Consider the following 22,872-nt stretch of genomic DNA (forward strand, 5'->3'; position numbering starts at 1 on the left):
ATTTTATTAACTCACACCATTCACAAGATTTTCACAGAATTAATGACTATACTAATTAACAGGATGTTCAAATGAAAATGATTATCAATAGCGATTTGGGTGAATAAAAGTTACTATTTAATTCAATCTATGGACTTTATCATTTTCGAACTAAATTACATTATAAGGAGTATACGTATGAAAAAATCTATGCTTTTAAAATTAGTGAGTATTCTAGCAATCTTCACTTTAATGTTAGTAGCTTGCTCAGATTCAGGTAAAGAAACTTCGAAAGCTAATAAAGGTAATAGTAGTGATAAGCCGAAGACGGTTGAAATCACTGATGCCCATGGAACTGTTAAAGTCCCTGTAAATCCAAAGAATGTAGTTGCTTTAGATAATAGAACTTTTGAAACTTTAGCTGATTGGGGAATTAAATTAGCGGCAGCTCCAAAGGATGTAATGCCTGCAGATTCAGCATATGTAAAGGATGAAAAAGTTCAAAATATTGGAAATCACCGTGAACCAAATCTTGAAATTATAGCAGCTGCAAACCCTGAACTTGTAATCGTTGGTCAAAGATTTGCTGGTCATTACGAAGAAATCAAAAAATTAGTGCCAAATGCAGCTGTTATTGATCTTAATTTTGATGTTTCTGAGAAATCTACTACGCCTGGGAAAAATTTAGTAGATGGACTTAAAAATTCTACAATTACTTTAGGAAAAATCTTTGATAAAGATAAAGAAGCTAAACAATTAGTAGCTGATTTTGATAAATCTATTGAAACTGCAAAATCTGCTTATAATGGAAAAGATAAAGTTATGAGTGTTATCGTTACTGGTGGGAATATTGGTTTTGCTGCTCCACATTCTGGTCGTGTTTGGGGACCAATGTATGAAATTTTCGGTTGGGTTCCAGCACTAGAAGTTTCAAATTCTACTGCAGGTCATAAAGGTGATGACGTTTCTGTTGAAGCTATTGCACAAACAAATCCTGATTGGCTTTTCGTATTAGATCGTGATGCTGCAACATCTGATGCAGCTACTTCAACACCTGCTAAGGATGTTATTTCTAAATCACCAGCTCTTCAAAACACAACTGCTGTTTCTAAAAAACAAGTTGTTTATGCACCAGAAGATACTTACACAAATGAATCAATTCAGACTTATATAGAGTTGTTTGAAAATCTTGCAAAAACTTTAGCTAAGTAGTGTAAAGGAGTACGAAACAGTGTCAAAAAATATAATTTCTAGGGTTGAGAATATTTCTCAACCCCAGTTTTATAATCACAATAAATTATGGACAAAATCTTTTATAATAGCGATTATAGTTGTTATAATTTTAGGGATTATATCACTGTTTACTGGAGTTTATGATATACGTGGACAAGAGGACGGAATGGAGATGTTTTTCATAACTCGTGTTCCGAGAACAGTTGCATTAATGCTTACTGGAGCTGCAATGGCGATGGCAGGGCTCGTAATGCAACTCATTACACAAAATCGTTTTGTTGAACCTACTACAACGGGGACTATTGAATGGTCAGGCTTAGGCCTGCTTTTTGTATATTTATTATTTCCTGCCCCGACTTTAGTGCAAAGAATGACTGGTGCAATCATTTTTTCTTTTATAGGAACTATGATTTTCTTTCTATTTTTAAGAAGAGTTAAACTTCGTTCGTCTTTAATTGTCCCGATTATTGGATTGATGCTTGGAGCAGTTATTTCTGCAGTGTCTACTTTTTTGGGACTCCTTTTCCAAATGACACAAAGTATTGAAACTTGGTTTGTAGGTTCATTTGCTAACATTCAGGTAGGAAGATATGAATATTTATGGCTGATTGTTATCATTACTTTGCTTATTTTTATGTATGCTAATAGATTGACTTTAGCTGGACTAGGAGAAGATGTCGCAACAAGCCTTGGAGTTAATTACAATAGAATTGTTCTTTTTGGGACTGGCCTTATCTCTGTTGCAGTTGGAATTGTTGCAGCTGTTATTGGACACTTACCTTTTTTGGGATTAATTGTTCCAAATATTGTTTCAATGTTTAGAGGTGATGATCTTAGGAGTAATTTACCTTGGGTGTGTGTGATCGGAATGGGGACAATAACTGCCTGTGACATCATTTCTCGAACAATTATAAAGCCTTTTGAAGTACCTGTTTCTTTAATACTTGCAACAGTGGGAGCAGTCGTGTTTATTACTATTTTATTGAGGCAAAGAAAACCAAGGAGGCTACGATGATCACATTAGAATATAAAAATAAAGAAAATGTCGAAATCGATTCTAGCCTTCATAATGAAAATAGATCAGCTAGTGCTTTTCGTTCTAAGAAGGAAGCAAGACGTTATTGGATTTTACTGATAACATTGATTGCTTTAGGCCTTCTTTCTTCATATGGACTTTTAGTTTATAACAATCCAGTTCCGATAGATTCACCTTCTTTTATCCCAGTTGTTAAGAGAAGGATAGTAGCTATTGTTGCAATGATTATTGCTGCAGTTTGCCATAGTTTGTCGACAGTTGCTTTCCAATCTATTACGAATAATAAGATTATTACTCCTTCGCTTTTAGGTTTCGAATCACTTTATTCAGCAATTCAAACGAGTACAATATTCTTCTTTGGTGCTAGTGCATTGATAAATTTTAATGGAATTGGATCATTTTTATTTCAAGTCGTTGTTATGGTCTTTATGAGTTTGATACTTTATGGATGGTTACTTTCCGGTAAATACGGGAATTTACAACTTATGCTTTTAGTTGGAATTATTATTGGTACCGGGCTAAATTCTGTGTCAACTTTCATGAGGAAACTACTTGCGCCTTCAGAATTTGATATTTTACAAGCGAGATTATTTGGTTCTGTTAATCATGCAGATCCTGCATATTTTCCTATTGTAATTCCTATGATCATAATTGTAGCAGTATTAATTTTTGCTCATTCTAAGAATTTGAATGTTTTGTCACTAGGAAAGGATGTTGCTACTTCTTTTGGAGTTAAATATCAACCTAGTGTAATTTATACGCTTGTATTAGTTGCTATTTTGATGTCCATTTCAACAGCTCTAATTGGGCCACTTACTTTCTACGGCTTTTTAGTAGCAACTTTGAGTTATCAGGCGGCGTCAACTTATGATCATAGATATATTTTTCCAATGGCTTTTGCAATCGGATTTTTAATAATGACGAGTGCATACTTTTTAATGTATCATGTATTCCATGCTCAAGGTGTGGTTTCAGTTATTATTGAATTATTTGGTGGAATCATATTCTTAACTATAGTTTTAAGGAAGAGGGCTTTATGATAAAAATTGATAATGTTAAAAAGTTCTATACTGATAAGGTAAAAATAGGACCTTTGGATATTGAAATACCAAAAGCAGGCTTTACTTCTTTAATTGGACCAAATGGCGCTGGAAAGTCAACGACACTTTTGATGATTGGCAGACTTTTAGATATGGATGAAGGTCAAATTCAGGTAGCGAATATGGATGTTTCTGAATCCAAATCAAAAGACTTAGCGAAGGTTTTGACTATATTGCGACAAGAAAATCATTTTGTAACTAGGCTTACTGTTAGACAATTAGTTGGATTTGGGCGCTTTCCTTATTCAAAGGGAAGATTAACTAAAGAGGATGAAGTTATTATTTCTAAATATATCGATTTTTTAGATTTAACTAATTTAGAGAATAGATATTTAGATGAGCTTTCTGGTGGTCAAAGACAAAGGGCATATGTAGCGATGGTATTGTGCCAAGAGACGGAATATGTACTTTTGGACGAGCCTCTAAACAACCTTGATGTTGCTCGTTCTGTTCAAATGATGGAGCATTTGAGACGTGCGGCTAATGAATTTGGAAGAACAATTCTGACTGTTATGCATGACATAAATTTTGCGGCTAAATATTCTGATAAAATTTGTGCTATGAAAGATGGACAAATTGCTGCTTTTGGAACAGTAGAAGAGGTTATGGACCCAAAAATTTTGACTGATATTTTTGAAACAAAAATAGAAATTATCAATGGTCCTTATGGGCCAATCGCTGTTTATTAGTTACAAAATGTGAAAAATGACTATGTCAAAAAAATACTGTAGCTTGCGTAAATCATGCCAGCTACTCTAGTTGAAGTTGCTGTCTGTATTTTATGGGCAGCAGCTTTTTTTATACGATTGCCCATGAGGACTCTTAATGTTTCTGGATGCTCGTAACAGTCCTACAGGTATCTCATTACTTCTAGTCCTGCGATGCTTCCAACAATAAACTTGTAAATTGCTCATAAAATGCAAAGGAATGCTTCGCTTTTTCAAGTATTTACCAAACGGAAAATTTATCTCTGTATAACTTTTTATAAGAATTCAGCTTGTTTTTTTGTATGTAATATTGCATATAAGAGTGTATTGATAAAAGTGTAAGGGGTCACTATAATGAGGGCATAAAGATAAATCACATTTTCGTAGCAATAAAAAGGGAGGAAATAATATGGAAATCGCAATGGCAGTTTTGAAATTTGTAGGTGGCGTAATCCCGTTAATTCAAGAACTTTTAAAAGCATTTATGTAGGTTTATTAGTTAGCTATCATTTATCAATCATTATCATATCTTACTAAAAAAAGAACGGGGTGATTTTTCTGAATATTAAGAAAAACACTAAAAGAAGAAAGTTCCTTACATGTTTATTAGTTAGTCTATGCACTATTAATTATTCATCTATTTCCTTCGCAGAAACACAAGTAGGTAATGCAACTGATGTAACCAAAAATGCTAGTGGCATTGATACTGGTATAGCAAATCTTAAATATAATAATCAAGAGGTTTTAGCTGTAAATGGTGATAAGGTAGAGAGTTTTGTTCCAAAAGAAAGTATCAATTCAAATGGTAAATTTGTAGTAGTGGAACGCGAGAAAAAATCACTTACAACTTCACCAGTCGATATTTCGATTATTGATTCTGTGGTGAATCGTACGTATCCAGGAGCGGTACAACTTGCAAATAAAGCTTTTGCAGACAATCAACCTAGTTTATTAGTGGCTAAGAGAAAGCCTTTGAATATTAGTATAGACTTACCTGGCATGAGAAAAGAAAATACAATTACTGTCCAAAATCCGACATATGGTAATGTGGCTGGAGCAGTAGATGATCTAGTATCTACTTGGAATGAAAAGTATTCTAAAACACATACGTTACCCGCAAGAATGCAGTATACAGAATCTATGGTTTATAGTAAATCACAAATCGCAAGTGCCCTTAACGTTAACGCCAAATATCTTGATAACAGTCTAAACATTGATTTTAATGCGGTTGCAAATGGAGAGAAAAAAGTGATGGTAGCGGCATATAAGCAAATATTTTATACCGTAAGTGCTGAACTACCTAACAATCCATCCGATCTTTTTGATAATAGTGTTACTTTTGGTGAGTTAACTCGTAAAGGTGTAAGTAATTCGGCTCCACCTGTTATGGTCTCAAATGTAGCTTATGGTAGAACTGCTTATGTAAAATTAGAAACAACATCTAAGAGCAAAGATGTACAAGCTGCCTTTAAAGCCTTACTTAAGAATAACAGCGTCGAAACGAGTGGACAGTACAAAGATATTTTTGAAGAAAGTACCTTTACCGCTGTAGTATTAGGCGGAGATGCGAAAGAGCATAACAAGGTTGTTACTAAAGATTTCAATGAAATCCGAAATATCATTAAAGATAATGCTGAATTAAGTCTTAAAAATCCAGCATACCCAATTTCATATACAAGTACTTTTTTAAAAGATAATGCAACTGCTGCTGTTCATAACAATACAGATTATATCGAAACGACAACTACAGAATATTCAAGTGCTAAAATGACACTGGATCATTACGGTGCTTACGTTGCGCAATTTGATGTATCTTGGGATGAATTCACATTTGATCAAAATGGTAAAGAAGTACTAACACATAAAACATGGGATGGTAGCGGCAAAGACAAAACGGCTCATTACTCTACAGTTATCCCTCTTCCACCAAATTCAAAAAATATAAAAATCGTAGCAAGAGAATGTACTGGTCTTGCATGGGAATGGTGGAGAACAATTATTAATGAACAAAATGTTCCATTAACAAATGAAATAAAAGTTTCAATTGGAGGAACAACATTATACCCAACTGCTAGTATTAGTCATTAGGTATAAAAAGGCGCCCTGTAAGCAGGGCGTTTTTTTACTTAGTCACAAGTTTTACTCTTTCCAAAACTGTTCCAATAGAATGACAAGCATGGTACCCACAAGCAATCCATTACTTAAAACATATTGTAAGGAAGAAGGAATTCCGCTAAATGCACTTTCTGGAAGAAACATTATTCCCAAACTGATTAATAATGAAATTCCTAATATAGTTAATCGGCGTTGATTTAATTCTTCACGTAAAATTGATTGAAATGAAATTCCTATTACTTGGACAAATGTTGCTAAAAGTGCAGCATTAGCAATAGGACCTGGTAGCAAGGATATAAAGCTTACAATTGAGGGAATAAAAGAAATTCCTGCTAATATAAGACTTGCTATAAGGAACGACTTCATTTTTCTTTGTCCTGTTAGTTGAATAAATCCTGCTGATGCAGGTAATGGTACAATTCCAATTGTAGAGAACAACGACGAGATAATATGTGATATACCTCCTGCCCACACACCACGGTTCAGTGTTTGCTTTTCATGTTCTTTAGATAACGGAGCCACTTGTTTTACAGCTGAAACAGCAGCAATCGTATTTGCAACTAAAAGAAATGTAAATAAAGTTGCAGTTAGAGCCATTCCAATATCGAATCTAGGTGTGCCCCAAGAAAATAGCTCTGGTAACTTAACTAACGGTGTGTGTGAAGGCATATGAGATGATTTTCCTAATACAGCATACAAAAGCCAACCACATGAAATTCCAAGTAACACAGCGTAACTTTTCATCCATCCTTTCCCTTTAATTGATAAGAAAGTAATAAGGGCAAAAACAAAGAGCGCAATAGTAGCCGTTGTATAATCAGGATGAGTTACAGCTCCTTGTAATCCCATCATTCCTTTTAGTAACACACCACTAAGCTGAAGAGATAATATTAAAAGAAAAGTTCCTGTAACCAAAGGTGTAAATAAACGTAGAATTCGATGAACAAGCCCTGTTATACCAAGAACGAAGAGTAATATACCTGTAATAATTAACCCGCCTTCTAAAAGTTGCAACACGCCTTTTGCGCTTTGGCCCTGATGCATAGCTACTTGTCCCAGTATGACAAATATACTTACCCATGAACCGGCTGGACCATCCGCTATGGGATAGCGATGCCCAAACCATGCTTGTATAAATGAACTTACTCCCACGACTAAAAAAGTTCGCTGCATTAATGTTGAGATATCTTCTATTGATAAATAGAATATGCCACCAATAATGATAGGCAATGCAATTGCATTTGCTAATAAAAACACAAACCACTGTAGAATACTAAAGCTCGTATTAAAGTATTTTTTATTCATATTAGTCCCCTTTGCCGAAAAAGAATCTCATAGTAAAAATCCACCCTTTCTATACAGTTAGATTAAAAAGGATGGATTTTGTAAATCTATAAAATCATTTTAATTATATAGATAGATTTTTAATTGATTACCATGTACGGAACGGTAAGAATTTCCCGTTAAGTGTAATAACGATACGAGGATCGCCACCTTTTGGATCTTCTTGTGTATCCACACCTAGATTGAAGTTAATTGCACTCATTACACCTTCGCCAGCTTTTTCTAAGATTAATTCTCTAAGAGTTGGTGCGTATTGTAACATCATTTCATATAATCGATATAAGATTGGGTCAGTAGGAGGCATTTGCATTACTTGACCTCGAAGTGGAACTACTGTTAATGCCTGAACTACTTCTTCATCTAATTCTAATAGTTTACCAATTTTTTCTGCTTCCGGACGTGTCATTGTAGCTTGTCCTAATAATGCTGTTACAACCCAAGTCTCAGAGTTTTCACTTACTTTTGAAATTTCTTCCCATGTTAAACCTTTTGTGATTTTTGCTTCCATAATTTTTTGCGTAGCTTCTTGTCTATTCATATTTAATAACTTCCCTTCATTTAAGTAATAATTAATTTTTCATACCATGTAATGTTTTATATCCATCAACTACTAAATCTAATTTACCTGTGTGAGGATCAATAACTAAACCATGTACAGGAACATCTTTTGGAATAAGTGGATGATTTCTTACTAAATCAACATTAGCTTGAGTTGAATCGCAGACATCATCGAATCCAAATAACCATTTTTCAAGGTCAACACCAGCATATTCAATTGCTGATAAAATTTCTGGTGAAGCTACTCCGCGATCTAATATTTTTTGAAGTGTTCCTTTTGGATTAGTTTGGCTTGCACCACATCTATGGTGTCCGATAAGATAGATTTCATCTGCATTTAGATCATATACTGATGCTACAACACTTTGCATAACACTATCAAAAGCAGAAGCAATTTTACCACCTGCATTTCTGATAACTTTTGCATCACCATCGTGTATATCTAAAGCTTTTGGAAGTAGCTCAATTAAACGAGCATCCATGCAAGAAACAACAACCATACGTTTTTTAGGCATTTTTGTCGCTTCACAAGGAGCGTATTCCTCATTTTCTACAAATTGTTCATTGAACGATAGGATTTCTTGTAATAACATATTTGTAACCTCCTTTAAATCTAGATGTATTTTTTTGTTGCGTCCTCTATGTTATAGGTGAATATAACTGATAAATAATGTGATGTAAGAGGATAAACTAAGTATAGTGAATTGTATCGATAAGCAGAATAAGCTGGCGAAACACTTTCTGGCTTTCTACTTTCACGGTGAAAGGATTGGTTTATATCATTGATCAAACGGATTTTGAGATACTAAAATTATTAGGAGAAAACTCAAGAATACAATGGAAAGAACTTGGTCAGAAAATACATATGACGGGGCAGGCTGTAGGAAATCGAATTCGGAGATTAGAGGATTTAGGAATTATTGAACAATATACAATCGCAATAAACCGAATCAAATTAGGACAAGTAGTGACTGCATTTGTTACTTTGTTCGTAACAACAGCTAATCATCAAGAGTTTATGAATTTCTTTCAAGGAGAAGAAGGGATTTCTGAAGTACATCGTATAAGTGGTGATGGATGTTATTTATTAAAAACACATTTTGCTTCCAATGAAGAATTAGATAACTTTCTAGGACGATTATTAAAGTACGGGAATTACCGTGTTAACCTATCAATAGGGAAGTTAAAATAAACTTTCTGCAAGTTTATGGTTCTTTTTGCTTGTGGGAAAGACATGGTTCCAAAAATAAAAGGAGTATCTCTTATTAAATAAGAGATACTCCTTTTATTTGTTTTTAATAATTATTGATTATTTCACATCTGATTTTTCTTTTTTCATTATTTGCTTTTGACTAGTGAAGGGAACTTTTTTAACATCAAAACCCCTGTGCTGTATGCAACAGGGATTCTATTATTACTTATCTGACGGTATGATCCTATTTCATTTTATAGCTTATTTAGAAGAATCATGTGCAGGTTTTGATTTAGTGTCCTCAGGCATTTCAAAGGTTTGATTATGGTTAGATTTCGCTTCTTCGTTAGGAATTGCTGGCACTGCGTCTTCAGGTGAATTATGGATTGGCGAAGAAGTTGTTGTTCCATCTACACTTGTTGTAACTGACATTGGTTGATTTTGATCAATTTTTGTACCTTTGTCCATCTTTTTTGCAGATTCTTTTTCACTTTTATTTGTTTGTCTCCATTCTATTTTTTCATTCGATTCTAGTTTGTTCGTTTTCATATCTTCTGTATCTACTGCACCACCCGCTAATAATCCTGTACTTAAAAGTGTTCCTGCTAATAATGTTTTAAACATTTTCCATTACCTCCTTGTTTAAGATTACATTTAGCATAAAACAAGTATCTGGAGTTTATTTGGAGTTCATCTAGATTTTATGTAAGTTTTGCATGTAGGGGCACCATACGAAAAAAGAAAATTGTGCGTTTGGACAAAAAGTAGCCGATTCCCTGTATGTTAAGGAACCGGCTACTTTCTATACTACCTTTTTATGTTTATGAAATTAAAAATGATAGAGTAGAAATCATGTATGAAATAAATGTAAGTAACACAAGGAAGAATATAAGCATGGTATTGGATATACATCGTTCTATTCTTTTTTTCATTTAAATTTACTTTATTTTTTCAATTTGGTAGGATCAATTTGAATTTGACCTTTCCAAGAACCAGATAATTTTCCAATCCTGCTTATATTTACATCTAATGTAAGTGGTTGTTTGAAAGAATCTTTCCCTTCAGGACCTTCGATAAATGTAATGACACCTTCTGGTCTATCCTTAAAACGAATACCTATATGCTTTAATTCTTCACCGGATGCTTTTAGTTCTAATGGTCCACCGTTTGCTCCTTGAATAAATGCTAATTGTCCGAAGTACCCATTTTCCTTATATTCTGGGTTTTTTTCTTGTTGACCATTTACTTTGCCGTCATCTTCAAGTTGTAACCCCGTTGTATCAAATTCAAACGGTACTACATTTCCATTTTCTTTTTCAATTTTGTAATGAACGGATATACGTGCATCCGCTACATATAATTCTTTCAGATGTACTGTAACACCTTGATCTGTAATCTTTTCATCAAGAGGAATAAATTGCCCTTTTGTAACGTCTCTTCCTTCATCAATAATCGTATCATTTGAAATTGCATTGGAAAAATAAGAGGCAACATCTGTAGCTGCCACTCGAACTTGTGGAATCATGGCTGTTGAAAAAAGCCCTGCTACCGCTACTGCTATATACATGAAACGTTTTGATTTTTTATTCATATTTGTAAATAATCCCTTCTTCTGTTCAGGTTTTTGATTGATATAAGAAACATCTTCTAATTTTGCGCGATTTTCAAATGCTTTCCACGCTTGGTCTACATCAATTTTGATTTCCTTTGATGAATGTACTATTTCTTCCTCTAACATGACATTTTCCCATTGATTTAATTTACTAATTTCTAGTAATAAGTCTTGGCATGCGTTACACGTATCTAAATGTTTTGTGAATTCTTTTCTTGTCTCATAAGGTAATTCCCCATCCATATATGCTTGAATAAATCCCACATCATAACAATTCATTTATTACGCCTCCTCTAACTGTTTATAAATCTTACGAAACTTTTGTTTGGCTCGGACTAATAATGTTCCAATAGAAGATATGTCAATTTGAAGCACTTCGGCAATTTCCTTATATTGAAAGTCAGAAAACCTCATTAATAAAATGGTTCGATCCCGTTCATCCATGTTACTGAGTACCATTTGTACCTTTGTAATTTCTTCTTGTCTAATCCAGTCATCATCTAATGATGAAATATGCTGTACTTCATGATATTGTATGGTTTTATCTACTCTCGCCTGATGTCGTTTTTCAGATCGTAGATATTTATACGCTACATAAGTAGAAGATTTTATTAGCCATCCAGGTAAGTGTTCAATTCTCTTCCAATCGTTGCGATATAGCTGTAAAAATACTTCTTGGGCTAATTCTTCAGCGATAGTCTGATTTTTGACAATCCATACGATCTGTTTCACAACGTAAACATAGTTTTGTTTAAACAAATCTTCAAATGTCACATCCGAAACAGGCCTTTCTTCCTTTTTTATTTTTAACATGTCAGTTAAAACCTCACTCTCATTTGATGCCTGTATTATAGAGAACCCGGAATAACGAGTTTTGTGACAGGAATTTTTTATTTTTTTTATTATGCACGAAAAAACATTCATCGGTTAAGGTGAAAAAAGGATGGCAGTGTTCAAGTTGTAATAGTGTTTCTAACTATGCACATAAGTGTATTTTACAAGATTAAACACGTCTTATTGAAAAGGCGATTAATAATAGTGAGTTGGAAGAGCTTCTGAATGTGCAATCAAGCTCAATCGTGAAAAGGTTACTTCAAGTATTGGAAGTGCTATATACCGGTGAGAGTAAAGGAAGGAAGTATGATTTAACACTTTATCACTAAGGAAAGTAAAAGGATCATCAATTAATTGATGATCCTTTTACTTTTAGAAATTTATTTTACACCTAAATTTTCTTTTGTTTTTGCAGGTAAATAAGCTTTTCTGTACTTCTTCATAAGATTTAATTTCTGTGTCTGGTATATCTGTTTTCTTTTCGTCCTCTTGCTTAATAAGAAAAATCCTGCAGCTCAGTACAGGATTTTTAATCAAACTTTATTAAAAACTAAATTGTGGTTTAACATCACCTTTATAAGGTTCATGTTCAACAAATATCGTTATGTCCTTACCAGCTTGGTCTTTACCAGTTCTTTTATACGTAAATTTATTATTATTCAGTTCGGTAAGTTCAAGAGCGGCACCATATTTGTTATTACCAATCGATACATGAGCTCTTATTTTATTTTCATGTAAAACATCGAAGTAGCCATAGTCACCGCGGCTTTGACCTGTTTCACTATTGAAGAACTCATATTTATTAGACTTGTCATCGAATTTTGCTAGACTTATAAAATTCGAATTAAATTGTGTTACATCATTACCAGCCTCATCTAATACCTTTGTTCCATGCCAAAGGGTTCCACCTAAAATTTTATCTCCGTCAACGTTTTTAACGATATCGCCTGTAGTAGAGTTCAATTGCTTGTCCGGATCCGTGAAAGAAAGTTCTTTTTCTTTATATGGAACATGTTCAACGAAAACTTCTACATCTTTACCGTTAGCATCTTTCCCCATTCGTTTATACGTAAATACATTTTTATTTAGCTTTGTCATGTCAACAACAGCTTGATACTTCATTGATTCTGAAATTAATATTCTCTTCTTCCCATCATTTGTGACAAAGAAAGTTCCTTTATCGCCACGACTTGAACCTGTCTTCGCATCAAAAAATTCATATCTTCCTGACTTCGCATCATATTTTGCCAGACCAATGAAGTTTGCATTTTCTTTTGTTAAGTCATTCTTATCTTTGTCATACACTCTTGTACCTTGCCAATTTGTCTCGCTAAGAATGTTAGCCATTTTTTGCCCTTTAGTTAACTTATTTTCCTTTTTTGTCTCTTTAGCAGTTTGTTCTTGTTTTTGTTTACTATGATTTTCTTCGGCTTTAGTATCAGCGCAACCTGTTAATGCTAATGTGAATCCGAGCAGTATGGATGATAGTGCTTTCGTTTTTTTGTTCATTTTGTATCGTCTCCTCATTTTATGAATTTAAGTAGTACGGTTTGCGATTATAGTAATAGTTTGTCTTTCTGAAAGTAGTTACTACGTTTATTATGTTAATAGCCGAGTATAAACTCCCTCTAAATAAATCATTAAAAAAAGATAAACTAATTCCTAAAATTTTTTCATATTTATAAAAAGGAATTTTACATGCGGTGAATGTTACTCTTTCATTTTGAAAATGCCATAATCAAATGGGGGGATTAACATTATGAGTACAGTGCGATTTTTGATGTGATGCTATACTGTGTATAGGCTTTTGATGTGTGTGTCGTTTTTTGTCGGTAAGTCGATATATTTCGAAAATCGCTGATATATTTGGAGTTATGCCGATATATTTGAAAAATCGTTGATATATTTTGGAGGGGGAATAAAAATGATTGTGAAAGAGAGGAAAATGCCCGTATATTTGCTCCAGTTAGACGCTCTCCTTAGAAGATTGCCTACCCATCATCCCAAAAGGAATATGGTGGCTGAAAATCTAGCAAAATTTATGGCTGGTTATAAAGGAGAGCAGGCGATTGAATATCCGCTTAGTTTCTTATCTGAAACAGAATACAGTATTTTACATGATATTAGGTTGTTTGATCAGAAACATTATTTCCAAATTGATACCCTCATAGTTTCCTCACGTTTTCTTCTTTTTCTTGAAATAAAAAATATTATTGGTACATTAATCTTTGATGCAAAGTTTAATCAGCTCATTCGAATAGCAGATGGTACTTCGGAAGAAGGTTTCCCAGATCCGATTTTACAACTGAAGCGGCAAGAGGTGCAGTTGAGAAAATGGCTGAGTTTGCATGGTTTATATAATATCTCGATTGAATCCCTCGTTGTAATTAGTTCACCTCGTACAATTATTAAAACTTCAGATGAAATACTTCCTAGTAAAATTATCCACGGTGCAAATTTACCTAATAGAATCAAACAAATTGAAAATCAATATAAAGAAGAAGCAATTGGTAATACAAAAGGACTTATAAATCAAATTATGAATGAGAACTTTCCACAGCGACAAAATATTCTTGCACAATATAAAATTAAAAAAGAGGAATTGCTCAGGGGAGTACAGTGTGAGGAATGTTTTACAATGGCAATGTTAAAAGAAAAACAGGGATGGCGTTGCTCAAACTGTAATAGTACGTCTAAACATGCTCATTTACGTGCTTTACAAGATTACACACTTCTGATTGACATGATAACTACTAATAGCAAATTGAGGGACTTTCTTAATATGCAATCTAGCTCTGCGGTTAAAAGACTCCTCCAAACAATGAATATCCCCTACACAGGGGAAAACAAAGGACGAATATATGATTTAACTTCTTTCCAATGATAATTTTGCTATAATAAATAAGTACTTATACGAAGGAGAGTCTAAAGAGAAAATGAAGTCATTTAATATCGATCATGTTATAGCTAGTGTTTTGCAGTGGATATTAAATATAGCGCTAATTATATTGTCCATTGTTTTATCTATCTTTTTAATTAATGAGACAATCACGTTTATTCAATACATATTTTCGGCGAAGAAGTATACATCTTATAAATTAGTTGAAAGTATCATTGTCTACTTCTTATACTTTGAGTTCATCGCATTAATTATTAAGTATTTTAAATCGAACTACCATTTTCCGTTACGCTATTTTATTTATATAGGGATTACGGCTTTAATTCGACTGATTATTGTATCTCATGAGGAACCGATGGAGACGTTATTATATGCAGGATCCATTCTTGTTTTAGTTATTGCTTTATACATATCAAATATGAGAGATTTGAGAAAAGAGTAGTAGTGCAGACATAAGTTTGCACTACTTTTTCATCTTGACCTTCAAGTTACTTGAAAGTTTACAATGTAAATAGGGCGTTTGAAATCGAAAAAAATTGAGAAATTAAGTGAAGAGGTTATTTTACTTGGAGGTTATAGAAATGAGTCAGGAATTAAAGTTGCGTCCTTTAGAACGGGAAGATTTAAAGTTTGTACACGAACTTAATAATAACGCACATATTATGTCTTATTGGTTTGAAGAGCCCTATGAGGCTTTTGTAGAACTACAGGATTTATATGATAAACATATACATGATCAAAGTGAACGCCGTTTTATCCTGGAGAAAGATAATGAGATGGTTGGATTAGTCGAGTTAGTGGAAATCGATTATATTCATCGAAGAACTGAATTCCAAATTATTATTGATCCGAATTATCAAGGACATGGTTATGCAGCGGAAGCGACGCGTTTAGCGATGGATTACGCTTTTTCAGTATTAAATATGCATAAACTTTACTTAGTTGTTGATAAAGAGAATGAAAAGGCTGTACATGTTTATAAAAAAGTTGGATTTATGGTGGAAGGTGAGCTTTTAGACGAGTTTTTCGTTGATGGTAACTACCATAATGCGATAAGAATGTGTATGTTCCAAAAAGAATATTTTAGAGTGAAATAATGGAGTGAAGAGGCTATAGACGATGATTGTCTATAGTCTCTTTTTTATTTTAAACAACAATTATTTATTGTAAAACAATAAATAATTGTTGACTTGTAATGTTGTTGGATTTATTATGATGGTAGTAAGAATAGTGAAAAGGAATACAAAAAATTAATTATGAAATTGAAGGAGAATATATTATGAAAAACAAATATTTATTAGCGGCTAGTCCGATATTTTTAGGAGTGTTATGTATAATTATGTTTAATATAATTGGTTCGGAAGTGAAGCCGGATGGAACTTTAGTGGAACCATTTTTCTTAATTCCATTAGCTTATTTATTTGTTTTTACTGGAATTATTGCGATTTTGTTCATGGCTATTTTCTCGATGCTTCAAAAAAAGAAAGCATGCTAAAGTGAAAAGACCGTATATTTACGGTCTTTTCACTTTAGTATGGAGTAGGAAGCGGGGATCCTGGTGGTCTCCACCAAGATTCAACGGTTTTCCAAGCGGTGTTATAATCGTAACCTCTTCCAAGTAAGTAGCCGATAGCGACAGCTTCGGTTAATGCGTGTTGATAGCCGAGATGAGCAGCTTCACGTAATCCGTGAGAAACAGCAGGACCAATTATAGCGATTGTTTGGTGTTTTAGTGGATTTTGGGGATGCCAATGTTGATCTCGATAATAGTTATCTTGAGTAAAAGGCTGTTGTTCGTAGAAACTCATATTCTCACTCCTTTTCATATATTTGTGGGCATTTATATACTCTATGAAGGTGTTTGATGTATGGGTTGGGCTAAAAACATGTTTTATGTAAATTTAAAACACTTGCATTGTATGTGAACATAACATGTAAGAGGAATTCATTCTGTATAAAAAGTGAGCTGAATAATGATGAACCATTATTTTTACACTGAAAGACAAGTAGGGCCGGCTATTACATTGGCCGGGGCACAGGGGACAATTCAGGCAGTGCATCAGGCTATTCAGATGCAACAACAAGCGCAGGTAGAGCAAATGATGCAGAGTCAGTATATGCCGTATACACAGCCTCCGATGCAAATCGTACATTATAATGTGTATCCAGCTGGTTTATTTTCAATTCCATATGGGGCAACATACTTTTTATGAAAGAAAGCGACCGATAAGAGTCGCTTTCTTTTTTATATTCCGCCTAACTTCATCCCAAGGAATGCGAATGTGATACCGATTATATAAGTAGTGCTTAAATATAGAAGTAGTACGCGATAGTTTTTACGGTTGAAAAGCTGAATGGATTCTAATTTAAACGTTGAGAATGTAGTAAAGGCACCCATGAATCCAGTGCCTAATAATAGTTGCCAACTTGTAGTTATCCCTTTGCCAATTATATATCCGAGTAAAAATGCTCCTGTTATATTAATGAGAAATGTAGCAATTGGAAATGAAGTTTTATTTCTTTCTTTAAACCAATTACTAATTGCAAATCGTGTAATAGCACCGAAGAACCCTCCTGTTGCTACTAATAAAGCATTAATCATGATAGTTCACCTTCCTCAAGGTGTTTTTGTAGTAAAAAATCTCCAAGTTTATAGCCAAGCCCAGACATAATTAGACCACCTAACATGCTGCATAATACATATAAAAAGGCGATACCTAGCTCAGAATGATTGATTAGTTTTACAGTTTCGACGCTAAATGTTGAAAACGTCGTAAATGAACCGATAAACCCTGTTCCAATCCCTGTAATAACTTCGGAAGATAAGATGTTTAACCGGGCGATATAGGTGGTCAACAAAGCGAGTAAGAAACAGCCAATTAAGTTAATTGTTAATGTAGCAAGTGGTAATGAATGATGCCAAAGCGTATCGATAGTAAAACCTAAATAATAACGGGAAAGAGCTCCTAATATACCGGCTATGCCAACAATAATATATTTCAATTTCTTCACCTCTCTAATAGTTTACTCAAAAAAAATAGACTCCTACCAGTAGTTGTACTGGTAGGAGTCATTAGCTACATAGCAGTTATGGCGAACTCCATCGCCTATAAGTTCTATTTACAGTGTACTAAATATTATTTTGGATTACCAATAAATATGTTAATGAAAAGTTCAGAAAGTAGGATCTGTTATATTCTCTGAAGGTGTAATTTCTCTGTTGTGGGTTGTAATTACATTCCAGTCTTGCTTTCGTAAATGTTATGATTGAATTTCAAGATAATTGCAGTGAGGGATACAACGATTATTTGTTAGCTAAATATAATGATAACAAGTTTTCTTTATGGTAAAATATTTCTTGTGTCTTTAATTTATCTTCATTTAACTGAAAATACAGATAAATAAAACGTTATTTAATAAAAAGGGGTCATGTGTGTTGAAGAAATTTTTAAAAATAGTATTAATCTTTATTTTAATAATAGCTGGTATTCTAGGTGGCTTTTTAGCTTATATGACACTTACAAAAGAACAGCCAGCAAATGTTTTAGACGTAAAGGTTGAAAACAATAAAGAGCGTGTACTGCAGCCAGGAAATGAATTTAAAGTTACAACATTTAATATTGGATACGCTGGATTAGATAAAGACCAAGACTTCTTTATGGACGGAGGAAAGGGTTCTGGTTCGAGTAGTAAAGAACAGACTGAAGTAAACTTAAAGAAGATGCTTTCATTTTTACAAAATGAGAATAGTGATTTTACGTTATTGCAAGAAGTTGATATAAAATCCCACCGATCATTTGATGTAAATGAACATGAGTTTTTGAAAAAAGGATTACCTGATTATGCTTCGTCATTTGGGAAGAACTACGATACTAAGTGGGTTCCTGTCCCAGTCACAAAGCCGATGGGATATGCTGAGGGCGGATTAAGTACATTTTCTAAATACACAGTTCAAACAGCAACGCGGTTCCAACTACCCGGAATGGAGCCTTGGCCGAAGCGTTTATTCGATTTAGATCGTGCGATTGTTGAACATAAAATCCCTGTTGATAATGGGAAGTATGTTAGGCTCGTAAACATACATTTATCTGCTTATGATGAGGGCGGAAAAATTAGAAAGCAACAAGCAGAGTATTTAAAAGAATATATGAACAAGTGTTATCAAAACGGTGATTACGTAATATTAGGTGGAGATTGGAACCAGTTACTTTCTAATGTCCAACTAAGTGATCCTAAGTTTGTGAAAGAGCGTCCTGAATGGCTAGTAGAGTTACCGAAGGGCTTCGCAGATGGAGGATTCCAATGGGCTGTAGATCCATCTGTTATGACGGTAAGGGATGATGTGAAGAAATATGTGGAAGGTGAAAACTTTGTCACTATTATTGATGGCTTTATCGTTTCGCCGAATGTTGAAATTGTAAATGTACAAGGGAAAGACTTAAAGTTTGAAAACAGTGATCATAACCCAGTTAGTGCGGTATTTAAGTTGAAGTAATTGATACGTGGGGCTTCATAGAATATCTTCTAACGGGTGAAGTTGTCGTTATAAGATATTCTAGAAAATAATATCACATAAAAAGAGCACAAATAATGTGCTCTTTTTATACTTGGTAGGAATTTAATTGCTTTTCTCCGCGTTTTCTGCCAAGCTTAAGGAGAAAAATACTTCGAAGAAAGAAATATATAGGTGACGCATATGATTGAAGTTAAGACTTCTGAACTTAGTGATGGAGAATTTAATAGAGGTGTATTTGCAACTCGTGATATTAAAAAGGGTGAGTTGATACACTCAGCACCAGTTATCTCTTATCCGAATGAACAGCATGAGCACATTGAGAAAACGTTACTTGCTGACTACGCATTTGAGTATGGGGTAAATCATACGGCATTCCTTTTAGGATACGGCATGTTATTTAATCATTCATATAAGCCGAATGCAACGTATGATATTGTCTTTGAGAATCATATGTTTAACTTCTTTGCTTACAAAGATATAAAAGCGGGAGAAGAGATTCTAATCAATTATAATGGTGAAGTTGATGATGATGAGCTGTTATGGTTTGATAAGGAAAAAGAAGAGAACGAAAAATAAGTTAAAAAGTATAGAAAGGGCACATTCTGTTGGATGTGCTCTTTTGTATGGAATAAAAGGTATCGCGGATTATCTAATAAGTGAAGGGAGGGGGAAGGTGGACGAGATAAAATTAGTTAAAGAGGAAATGAAAGGGATGCTCTTACGTAGGTAAGAGCATCTTTTTTATTGAAGAAAATAAAGTAAAGATTACAAAAAAATACCACTTTATTTTCGTGTGGTATAGTAAGATATTGAAGGATATTACTTTGTAAAACCTATATATTTTACAAATTGTTGTCTATATGATTACATGTCGAGTTTAGTAGTCCATTTGGGTTGCTTTATTATGCGATATATATTTTAATATGAGTGGCACCTCTTATAATTTAAGAGGTTTATAGGTGTCTCGAATTGATTTTAGGTACACTGTATCCACCACTTTAGCTTTGGATTTGTATTGTATTTTTTATGTGGGGATATTATGGGCCCGTTGCTAGCGGGATAAAAAGATTATAGAAATAGAGGAATCGTAAAATGAATATGCAAGAGGTTTATAAATATTTAAGTACGGTATTGCCTGAAGGTCATGTAAAGAAAGATGAAATGCTAAAAAATCATACGCACATTAAAGTGGGTGGGAAAGCAGATGTATTTGTTGCGCCTACTAATTATGATGAGATTCAAGAAGTGATAAAGTATGCTAACCAATATAATATTCCAGTTACGTTTTTAGGAAACGGATCGAATGTTATTATTAAAGACGGTGGTCTTCGCGGGATTACAGTAAGTTTAATTCATATTACAGGTGTTACTGTGACAGGAACGACGATTGTAGCTGGGTGTGGTGCAGCAATTATTGATGTGTCACGAATTGCGTTAGAACATGCTCTAACAGGACTTGAGTTTGCTTGTGGTATTCCAGGTTCAGTTGGTGGAGCGTTATATATGAATGCTGGTGCATATGGCGGTGAAGTAGCTTATGTATTAACAGAAGCAGTTGTAATGACAGGTGATGGAGAGCTATGCACTTTAACGAAAGACGAATTTGAATTTGGATATCGTAAGAGTGTGTTTGCGAATAATCATTATATTATTCTTGAAGCGAAGTTTGAACTTGAAGAAGGTGTACGTGAAGAGATTAAGGAAAAAATGGATGATTTAACGTTTAAGCGTGAATCAAAACAACCGTTAGAGTATCCTTCATGTGGTAGTGTATTTAAGCGTCCACCAAATAATTTTGCAGGTAAGCTTATTCAAGAATCAGGACTGCAAGGTAAGCGAATTGGCGGAGTGGAAGTTTCTTTAAAACACGCTGGATTTATGGTGAATGTTGATAACGGAACTGCACAAGATTATATCGATTTAATTCATTTCGTACAAAAAACTGTTGAAGAAAAATTCGGTGTGAAATTAGAGCGAGAAGTAAGGATTATTGGAGAAGATCTACAATAATCTTTGAATAAAAAGCGTATAAAGTATGAATTATTTCGAAATAATATTTGGGTATTGTTGACATTTTGTTTTTAATTCAATATAATGGCTAATAATTTAACAAATAATATACGTTGAAAGAGCCCAGTAGCAGTTTGTCACTGTTATCAAAGAGAGCTAGGGGTTGCTGGAACCTAGCACAAACAAACTTGTGAATTACACTCTGGAGTATCTTAGGTAACGCTAAGCGGAGTAGCAATCGATATTATTGCTAAGAGTGGTATGAGTAGCTATGCTATTTATGCAAACTGGGTGGTAACACGGTGAATAATCGTCCCTATGTCTATCGTAGACATAGGGGCTTTTTGTTTTTAAAAAATAAAGGGGATGACAAAAGATGAATATCATTGATGAATTAGAATGGCGCGGCGCTGTGAATCAACAGACAGATGAAGAAGGTTTACGTAAACTAGTAGAAGAGAAAAAGATTTCACTATACTGCGGAGTGGATCCGACTGGTGATAGTATGCATATCGGACATTTGATTCCGTTTATGATGATGAAGAGATTCCAATTAGCTGGTCATCATCCTGTTATTTTAATTGGCGGGGCAACAGGAACAATTGGTGATCCGAGTGGACGTCAATCAGAGCGTCAACTGCAAACGTTAGAAGTAGTCCAGCATAATGTGGATGCGTTAACAGCACAAATGAAAAAGCTATTTGATTTCGGCGGGAATAGCGAAGTGAAGATGGTAAATAACTACGACTGGACACATGAAATAAACATTATTGAGTTTTTACGTGATTACGGAAAAAACTTTAGTATAAATAGCATGTTAGCGAAGGATATTGTAGCAAGTCGTTTAGACACAGGAATTTCTTTCACAGAATTTACGTACCAAATTTTACAAGCGATGGACTTCCATCACTTATACACGAAAGAAGATGTTCAACTGCAAATTGGTGGTAGTGACCAATGGGGAAATATTACGAGTGGTTTAGATTTAATTCGTAAGTTAGAAGGGCATGAAGCGAGAGTATTCGGATTAACGATTCCGTTATTATTGAAATCAGACGGTACGAAGTTTGGTAAATCAGCAGGCGGCGCTGTCTGGCTTGATCCCGAAAAAACAACACCATTTGAATTTTACCAGTTCTGGGTGAATACAGATGACCGTGATGTAGTTAAATACTTGAAATACTTTACGTTCTTAACGAAAGAGCGTATTGATGAATTGTCAGTGAAGGTAGAAACAGAGCCGCATAAACGTGAAGCACAAAAAGTATTAGCGGAAGAAATGACGAAATTCGTTCATGGGGAAGATGCATTTTCGCAAGCTGTGAAAATTACAGCAGCGTTATTTAGCGGAGATATTAAATCGTTAACAGCTGATGAAATTGAACAAGGATTTAAAGAAATGCCAACATTCGAGTCTTCAAAAGAGACGAAAAACATCGTGGAATGGCTAGTTGATTTAGGAATTGAGCCATCTAGAAGACAAGCACGTGAAGACATTAATAATGGAGCTATATCTATGAATGGTGAAAAAGTAACAGATGTGGGTACGGATGTAACTGTAGAAAATTCATTTGATGGACGATTTATTATTATTCGTAAAGGGAAGAAGAACTACAGCCTTGTGAAGTTAGGAGAATAGTTTGTGTGAAAGGATGGGAGTAGGAAGAATACTTCCATCTTTTCGTATACACAATTTGGACATGAAATAATCAGTAAATTTAGATAATTAAAAGGGTT

The 22,872-nt window shown here is 34.1% G+C and carries 25 protein-coding genes, 1 riboswitch and 1 other annotated feature; of the genes, 15 read left to right on the plus strand and 10 right to left on the minus strand.

Annotated features, from left to right (window positions below; all coding sequences use genetic code 11):
• Window positions 1-177: 177 nt before the first annotated feature.
• From ACP6L7_RS30330 to alo, 5 genes are all read left to right on the plus strand, one after another.
• On the plus strand, window positions 178-1,191 hold the full coding sequence (locus ACP6L7_RS30330; protein ID WP_097832331.1) for a siderophore ABC transporter substrate-binding protein: 1,014 nt from the start codon (window positions 178-180) through the stop codon (window positions 1,189-1,191).
• 19 nt (window positions 1,192-1,210) lie between these two features.
• On the plus strand, window positions 1,211-2,227 hold the full coding sequence (locus ACP6L7_RS30335; protein WP_097832330.1) for an ABC transporter permease: 1,017 nt from the start codon (window positions 1,211-1,213) through the stop codon (window positions 2,225-2,227).
• On the plus strand, window positions 2,224-3,288 hold the full coding sequence (locus ACP6L7_RS30340) for an iron chelate uptake ABC transporter family permease subunit (RefSeq protein WP_002198888.1): 1,065 nt from the start codon (window positions 2,224-2,226) through the stop codon (window positions 3,286-3,288). The genes ACP6L7_RS30335 and ACP6L7_RS30340 overlap by 4 nt, the downstream gene beginning before the upstream one ends.
• A complete protein-coding gene (locus ACP6L7_RS30345) occupies window positions 3,285-4,037 on the plus strand; it encodes an iron ABC transporter ATP-binding protein (protein ID WP_097832329.1) in 753 nt (250 codons plus the stop codon). Before ACP6L7_RS30340 ends, ACP6L7_RS30345 begins: the two co-directional genes overlap by 4 nt.
• 567 nt (window positions 4,038-4,604) lie before the next feature.
• Entirely contained in the window at window positions 4,605-6,143 is a 1,539-nt protein-coding gene (alo, locus tag ACP6L7_RS30350) for an anthrolysin O/cereolysin O family cholesterol-dependent cytolysin Alo (RefSeq protein ID WP_264448402.1), read from the plus strand.
• A 51-nt stretch (window positions 6,144-6,194) separates the two neighbouring features.
• Here the strand turns inward: alo and ACP6L7_RS30355 are convergent, their stop codons facing one another.
• From ACP6L7_RS30355 to ACP6L7_RS30365, 3 genes are all read right to left on the minus strand, one after another.
• Window positions 6,195-7,475 (minus strand): purine/pyrimidine permease, encoded by a 1,281-nt coding sequence (locus tag ACP6L7_RS30355; RefSeq protein WP_264448401.1) that lies wholly within the window; start codon window positions 7,473-7,475, stop codon window positions 6,195-6,197.
• Between the two features lie 127 nt (window positions 7,476-7,602).
• A complete protein-coding gene (cynS, locus tag ACP6L7_RS30360) occupies window positions 7,603-8,052 on the minus strand; it encodes a cyanase (RefSeq protein ID WP_071748062.1) in 450 nt (149 codons plus the stop codon).
• A 31-nt stretch (window positions 8,053-8,083) separates the two neighbouring features.
• Window positions 8,084-8,665 (minus strand): beta-class carbonic anhydrase, encoded by a 582-nt coding sequence (locus ACP6L7_RS30365; RefSeq protein WP_098888405.1) that lies wholly within the window; start codon window positions 8,663-8,665, stop codon window positions 8,084-8,086.
• A 167-nt stretch (window positions 8,666-8,832) separates the two neighbouring features.
• Here ACP6L7_RS30365 and ACP6L7_RS30370 point away from each other — a divergent pair, with 167 nt between their 5' ends.
• Window positions 8,833-9,264, plus strand: a complete 432-nt coding sequence (locus ACP6L7_RS30370) for an Lrp/AsnC family transcriptional regulator (protein WP_002039967.1) — start codon at window positions 8,833-8,835, stop codon at window positions 9,262-9,264.
• Between the two features lie 261 nt (window positions 9,265-9,525).
• Here the strand turns inward: ACP6L7_RS30370 and ACP6L7_RS30375 are convergent, their stop codons facing one another.
• The 4 genes from ACP6L7_RS30375 to ACP6L7_RS30390 all read right to left on the minus strand — a co-directional run bounded on the left by ACP6L7_RS30375 (window position 9,526) and on the right by ACP6L7_RS30390 (window position 13,219).
• A complete protein-coding gene (locus tag ACP6L7_RS30375; RefSeq protein ID WP_430529619.1) occupies window positions 9,526-9,888 on the minus strand; it encodes a hypothetical protein in 363 nt (120 codons plus the stop codon).
• Between the two features lie 319 nt (window positions 9,889-10,207).
• The gene (locus ACP6L7_RS30380; RefSeq protein WP_097832324.1) at window positions 10,208-11,155 is read right to left on the minus strand and encodes a DUF4179 domain-containing protein; all 948 of its coding nucleotides are present in this window, start codon (window positions 11,153-11,155) and stop codon (window positions 10,208-10,210) included.
• Window positions 11,156-11,158: 3 nt separating this feature from the next.
• Window positions 11,159-11,689, minus strand: a complete 531-nt coding sequence (locus tag ACP6L7_RS30385) for an RNA polymerase sigma factor SigX (RefSeq protein WP_097832323.1) — start codon at window positions 11,687-11,689, stop codon at window positions 11,159-11,161.
• A gap of 564 nt (window positions 11,690-12,253) precedes the next feature.
• A complete protein-coding gene (locus ACP6L7_RS30390; protein ID WP_097832322.1) occupies window positions 12,254-13,219 on the minus strand; it encodes a DUF4822 domain-containing protein in 966 nt (321 codons plus the stop codon).
• Between the two features lie 415 nt (window positions 13,220-13,634).
• Here ACP6L7_RS30390 and ACP6L7_RS30395 point away from each other — a divergent pair, with 415 nt between their 5' ends.
• From ACP6L7_RS30395 to ACP6L7_RS30410, 4 genes are all read left to right on the plus strand, one after another.
• On the plus strand, window positions 13,635-14,594 hold the full coding sequence (locus ACP6L7_RS30395) for a nuclease-related domain-containing protein (RefSeq protein ID WP_097832321.1): 960 nt from the start codon (window positions 13,635-13,637) through the stop codon (window positions 14,592-14,594).
• Window positions 14,595-14,646: 52 nt separating this feature from the next.
• A complete protein-coding gene (psiE, locus tag ACP6L7_RS30400; protein WP_097832320.1) occupies window positions 14,647-15,051 on the plus strand; it encodes a phosphate-starvation-inducible protein PsiE in 405 nt (134 codons plus the stop codon).
• 139 nt (window positions 15,052-15,190) lie between these two features.
• Window positions 15,191-15,706, plus strand: a complete 516-nt coding sequence (gene speG, locus ACP6L7_RS30405; RefSeq protein ID WP_097832319.1) for a spermidine N1-acetyltransferase — start codon at window positions 15,191-15,193, stop codon at window positions 15,704-15,706.
• Window positions 15,707-15,888: 182 nt separating this feature from the next.
• Window positions 15,889-16,104: a DUF3955 domain-containing protein gene (locus ACP6L7_RS30410; protein ID WP_097832318.1), complete on the plus strand. Its 216-nt coding sequence runs from the start codon at window positions 15,889-15,891 to the stop codon at window positions 16,102-16,104.
• Between the two features lie 34 nt (window positions 16,105-16,138).
• On the opposite strand, the gene ACP6L7_RS30415 is transcribed toward ACP6L7_RS30410, so the two are convergent.
• Window positions 16,139-16,417: a hypothetical protein gene (locus tag ACP6L7_RS30415; protein ID WP_002144954.1), complete on the minus strand. Its 279-nt coding sequence runs from the start codon at window positions 16,415-16,417 to the stop codon at window positions 16,139-16,141.
• Window positions 16,418-16,582: 165 nt separating this feature from the next.
• Between ACP6L7_RS30415 and ACP6L7_RS30420 the strand changes: the two genes are divergently transcribed.
• Window positions 16,583-16,822 (plus strand): DUF3947 family protein, encoded by a 240-nt coding sequence (locus ACP6L7_RS30420; protein ID WP_097832317.1) that lies wholly within the window; start codon window positions 16,583-16,585, stop codon window positions 16,820-16,822.
• A gap of 32 nt (window positions 16,823-16,854) precedes the next feature.
• Here ACP6L7_RS30420 and crcB (ACP6L7_RS30425) read toward each other — a convergent pair whose 3' ends face one another.
• Both crcB (ACP6L7_RS30425) and crcB (ACP6L7_RS30430) read right to left on the minus strand, forming a co-directional pair.
• Window positions 16,855-17,211 carry a fluoride efflux transporter CrcB gene (crcB, locus tag ACP6L7_RS30425; protein WP_097832316.1) on the minus strand — a complete coding sequence of 119 codons (357 nt, stop codon included), beginning with the start codon at window positions 17,209-17,211 and terminating at the stop codon, window positions 16,855-16,857.
• Window positions 17,208-17,612, minus strand: a complete 405-nt coding sequence (crcB, locus tag ACP6L7_RS30430; protein ID WP_141533268.1) for a fluoride efflux transporter CrcB — start codon at window positions 17,610-17,612, stop codon at window positions 17,208-17,210. Before crcB (ACP6L7_RS30430) ends, crcB (ACP6L7_RS30425) begins: the two co-directional genes overlap by 4 nt.
• A gap of 54 nt (window positions 17,613-17,666) precedes the next feature.
• Window positions 17,667-17,726, minus strand: a riboswitch (Fluoride riboswitch).
• Window positions 17,727-18,045: 319 nt separating this feature from the next.
• Here crcB (ACP6L7_RS30430) and ACP6L7_RS30435 point away from each other — a divergent pair.
• The 4 genes from ACP6L7_RS30435 to tyrS all read left to right on the plus strand — a co-directional run bounded on the left by ACP6L7_RS30435 (window position 18,046) and on the right by tyrS (window position 22,774).
• On the plus strand, window positions 18,046-19,104 hold the full coding sequence (locus tag ACP6L7_RS30435) for an endonuclease/exonuclease/phosphatase family protein (RefSeq protein ID WP_071770819.1): 1,059 nt from the start codon (window positions 18,046-18,048) through the stop codon (window positions 19,102-19,104).
• A gap of 201 nt (window positions 19,105-19,305) precedes the next feature.
• Window positions 19,306-19,701: an SET domain-containing protein gene (locus ACP6L7_RS30440; protein ID WP_000573655.1), complete on the plus strand. Its 396-nt coding sequence runs from the start codon at window positions 19,306-19,308 to the stop codon at window positions 19,699-19,701.
• Window positions 19,702-20,217: 516 nt separating this feature from the next.
• On the plus strand, window positions 20,218-21,135 hold the full coding sequence (gene murB, locus ACP6L7_RS30445; RefSeq protein ID WP_097832313.1) for a UDP-N-acetylmuramate dehydrogenase: 918 nt from the start codon (window positions 20,218-20,220) through the stop codon (window positions 21,133-21,135).
• Window positions 21,136-21,239: 104 nt separating this feature from the next.
• Window positions 21,240-21,456 (plus strand) — a binding site (T-box leader).
• A 55-nt stretch (window positions 21,457-21,511) separates the two neighbouring features.
• Window positions 21,512-22,774, plus strand: coding sequence for a tyrosine--tRNA ligase (gene tyrS / locus ACP6L7_RS30450; protein ID WP_097832312.1), 1,263 nt, complete (start codon window positions 21,512-21,514; stop codon window positions 22,772-22,774).
• Window positions 22,775-22,872: the final 98 nt, after the last annotated feature.

The organism is Bacillus silvicola (assembly GCF_050524305.1).
Classification (GTDB): Bacteria; Bacillota; Bacilli; order Bacillales; family Bacillaceae_G; genus Bacillus_A; species Bacillus_A cereus_AT.

Bases quoted from the DNA above. Each gene is read 5' to 3' on its own strand.
- ACP6L7_RS30330 (WP_097832331.1), top strand. From the start codon at position 178: ATGAAAAAATCTATGCTTTTAAAATTAGTGAGTATTCTAGCAATCTTC.
- ACP6L7_RS30340 (WP_002198888.1), top strand. From the start codon at position 2,224: ATGATCACATTAGAATATAAAAATAAAGAAAATGTCGAAATCGATTCT.
- ACP6L7_RS30345 (WP_097832329.1), top strand. From the start codon at position 3,285: ATGATAAAAATTGATAATGTTAAAAAGTTCTATACTGATAAGGTAAAA.
- ACP6L7_RS30355 (WP_264448401.1), bottom strand. From the start codon at position 7,475: ATGAATAAAAAATACTTTAATACGAGCTTTAGTATTCTACAGTGGTTT.
- cynS (WP_071748062.1), bottom strand. From the start codon at position 8,052: ATGAATAGACAAGAAGCTACGCAAAAAATTATGGAAGCAAAAATCACA.
- ACP6L7_RS30365 (WP_098888405.1), bottom strand. From the start codon at position 8,665: ATGTTATTACAAGAAATCCTATCGTTCAATGAACAATTTGTAGAAAAT.
- ACP6L7_RS30375 (WP_430529619.1), bottom strand. From the start codon at position 9,888: ATGTTTAAAACATTATTAGCAGGAACACTTTTAAGTACAGGATTATTA.
- ACP6L7_RS30380 (WP_097832324.1), bottom strand. From the start codon at position 11,155: ATGAATTGTTATGATGTGGGATTTATTCAAGCATATATGGATGGGGAA.
- ACP6L7_RS30385 (WP_097832323.1), bottom strand. From the start codon at position 11,689: ATGTTAAAAATAAAAAAGGAAGAAAGGCCTGTTTCGGATGTGACATTT.
- ACP6L7_RS30390 (WP_097832322.1), bottom strand. From the start codon at position 13,219: ATGAACAAAAAAACGAAAGCACTATCATCCATACTGCTCGGATTCACA.
- ACP6L7_RS30395 (WP_097832321.1), top strand. From the start codon at position 13,635: ATGATTGTGAAAGAGAGGAAAATGCCCGTATATTTGCTCCAGTTAGAC.
- psiE (WP_097832320.1), top strand. From the start codon at position 14,647: ATGAAGTCATTTAATATCGATCATGTTATAGCTAGTGTTTTGCAGTGG.
- speG (WP_097832319.1), top strand. From the start codon at position 15,191: ATGAGTCAGGAATTAAAGTTGCGTCCTTTAGAACGGGAAGATTTAAAG.
- ACP6L7_RS30410 (WP_097832318.1), top strand. From the start codon at position 15,889: ATGAAAAACAAATATTTATTAGCGGCTAGTCCGATATTTTTAGGAGTG.
- ACP6L7_RS30415 (WP_002144954.1), bottom strand. From the start codon at position 16,417: ATGAGTTTCTACGAACAACAGCCTTTTACTCAAGATAACTATTATCGA.
- ACP6L7_RS30420 (WP_097832317.1), top strand. From the start codon at position 16,583: ATGATGAACCATTATTTTTACACTGAAAGACAAGTAGGGCCGGCTATT.
- crcB (WP_097832316.1), bottom strand. From the start codon at position 17,211: ATGATTAATGCTTTATTAGTAGCAACAGGAGGGTTCTTCGGTGCTATT.
- ACP6L7_RS30440 (WP_000573655.1), top strand. From the start codon at position 19,306: ATGATTGAAGTTAAGACTTCTGAACTTAGTGATGGAGAATTTAATAGA.
- murB (WP_097832313.1), top strand. From the start codon at position 20,218: ATGAATATGCAAGAGGTTTATAAATATTTAAGTACGGTATTGCCTGAA.
- tyrS (WP_097832312.1), top strand. From the start codon at position 21,512: ATGAATATCATTGATGAATTAGAATGGCGCGGCGCTGTGAATCAACAG.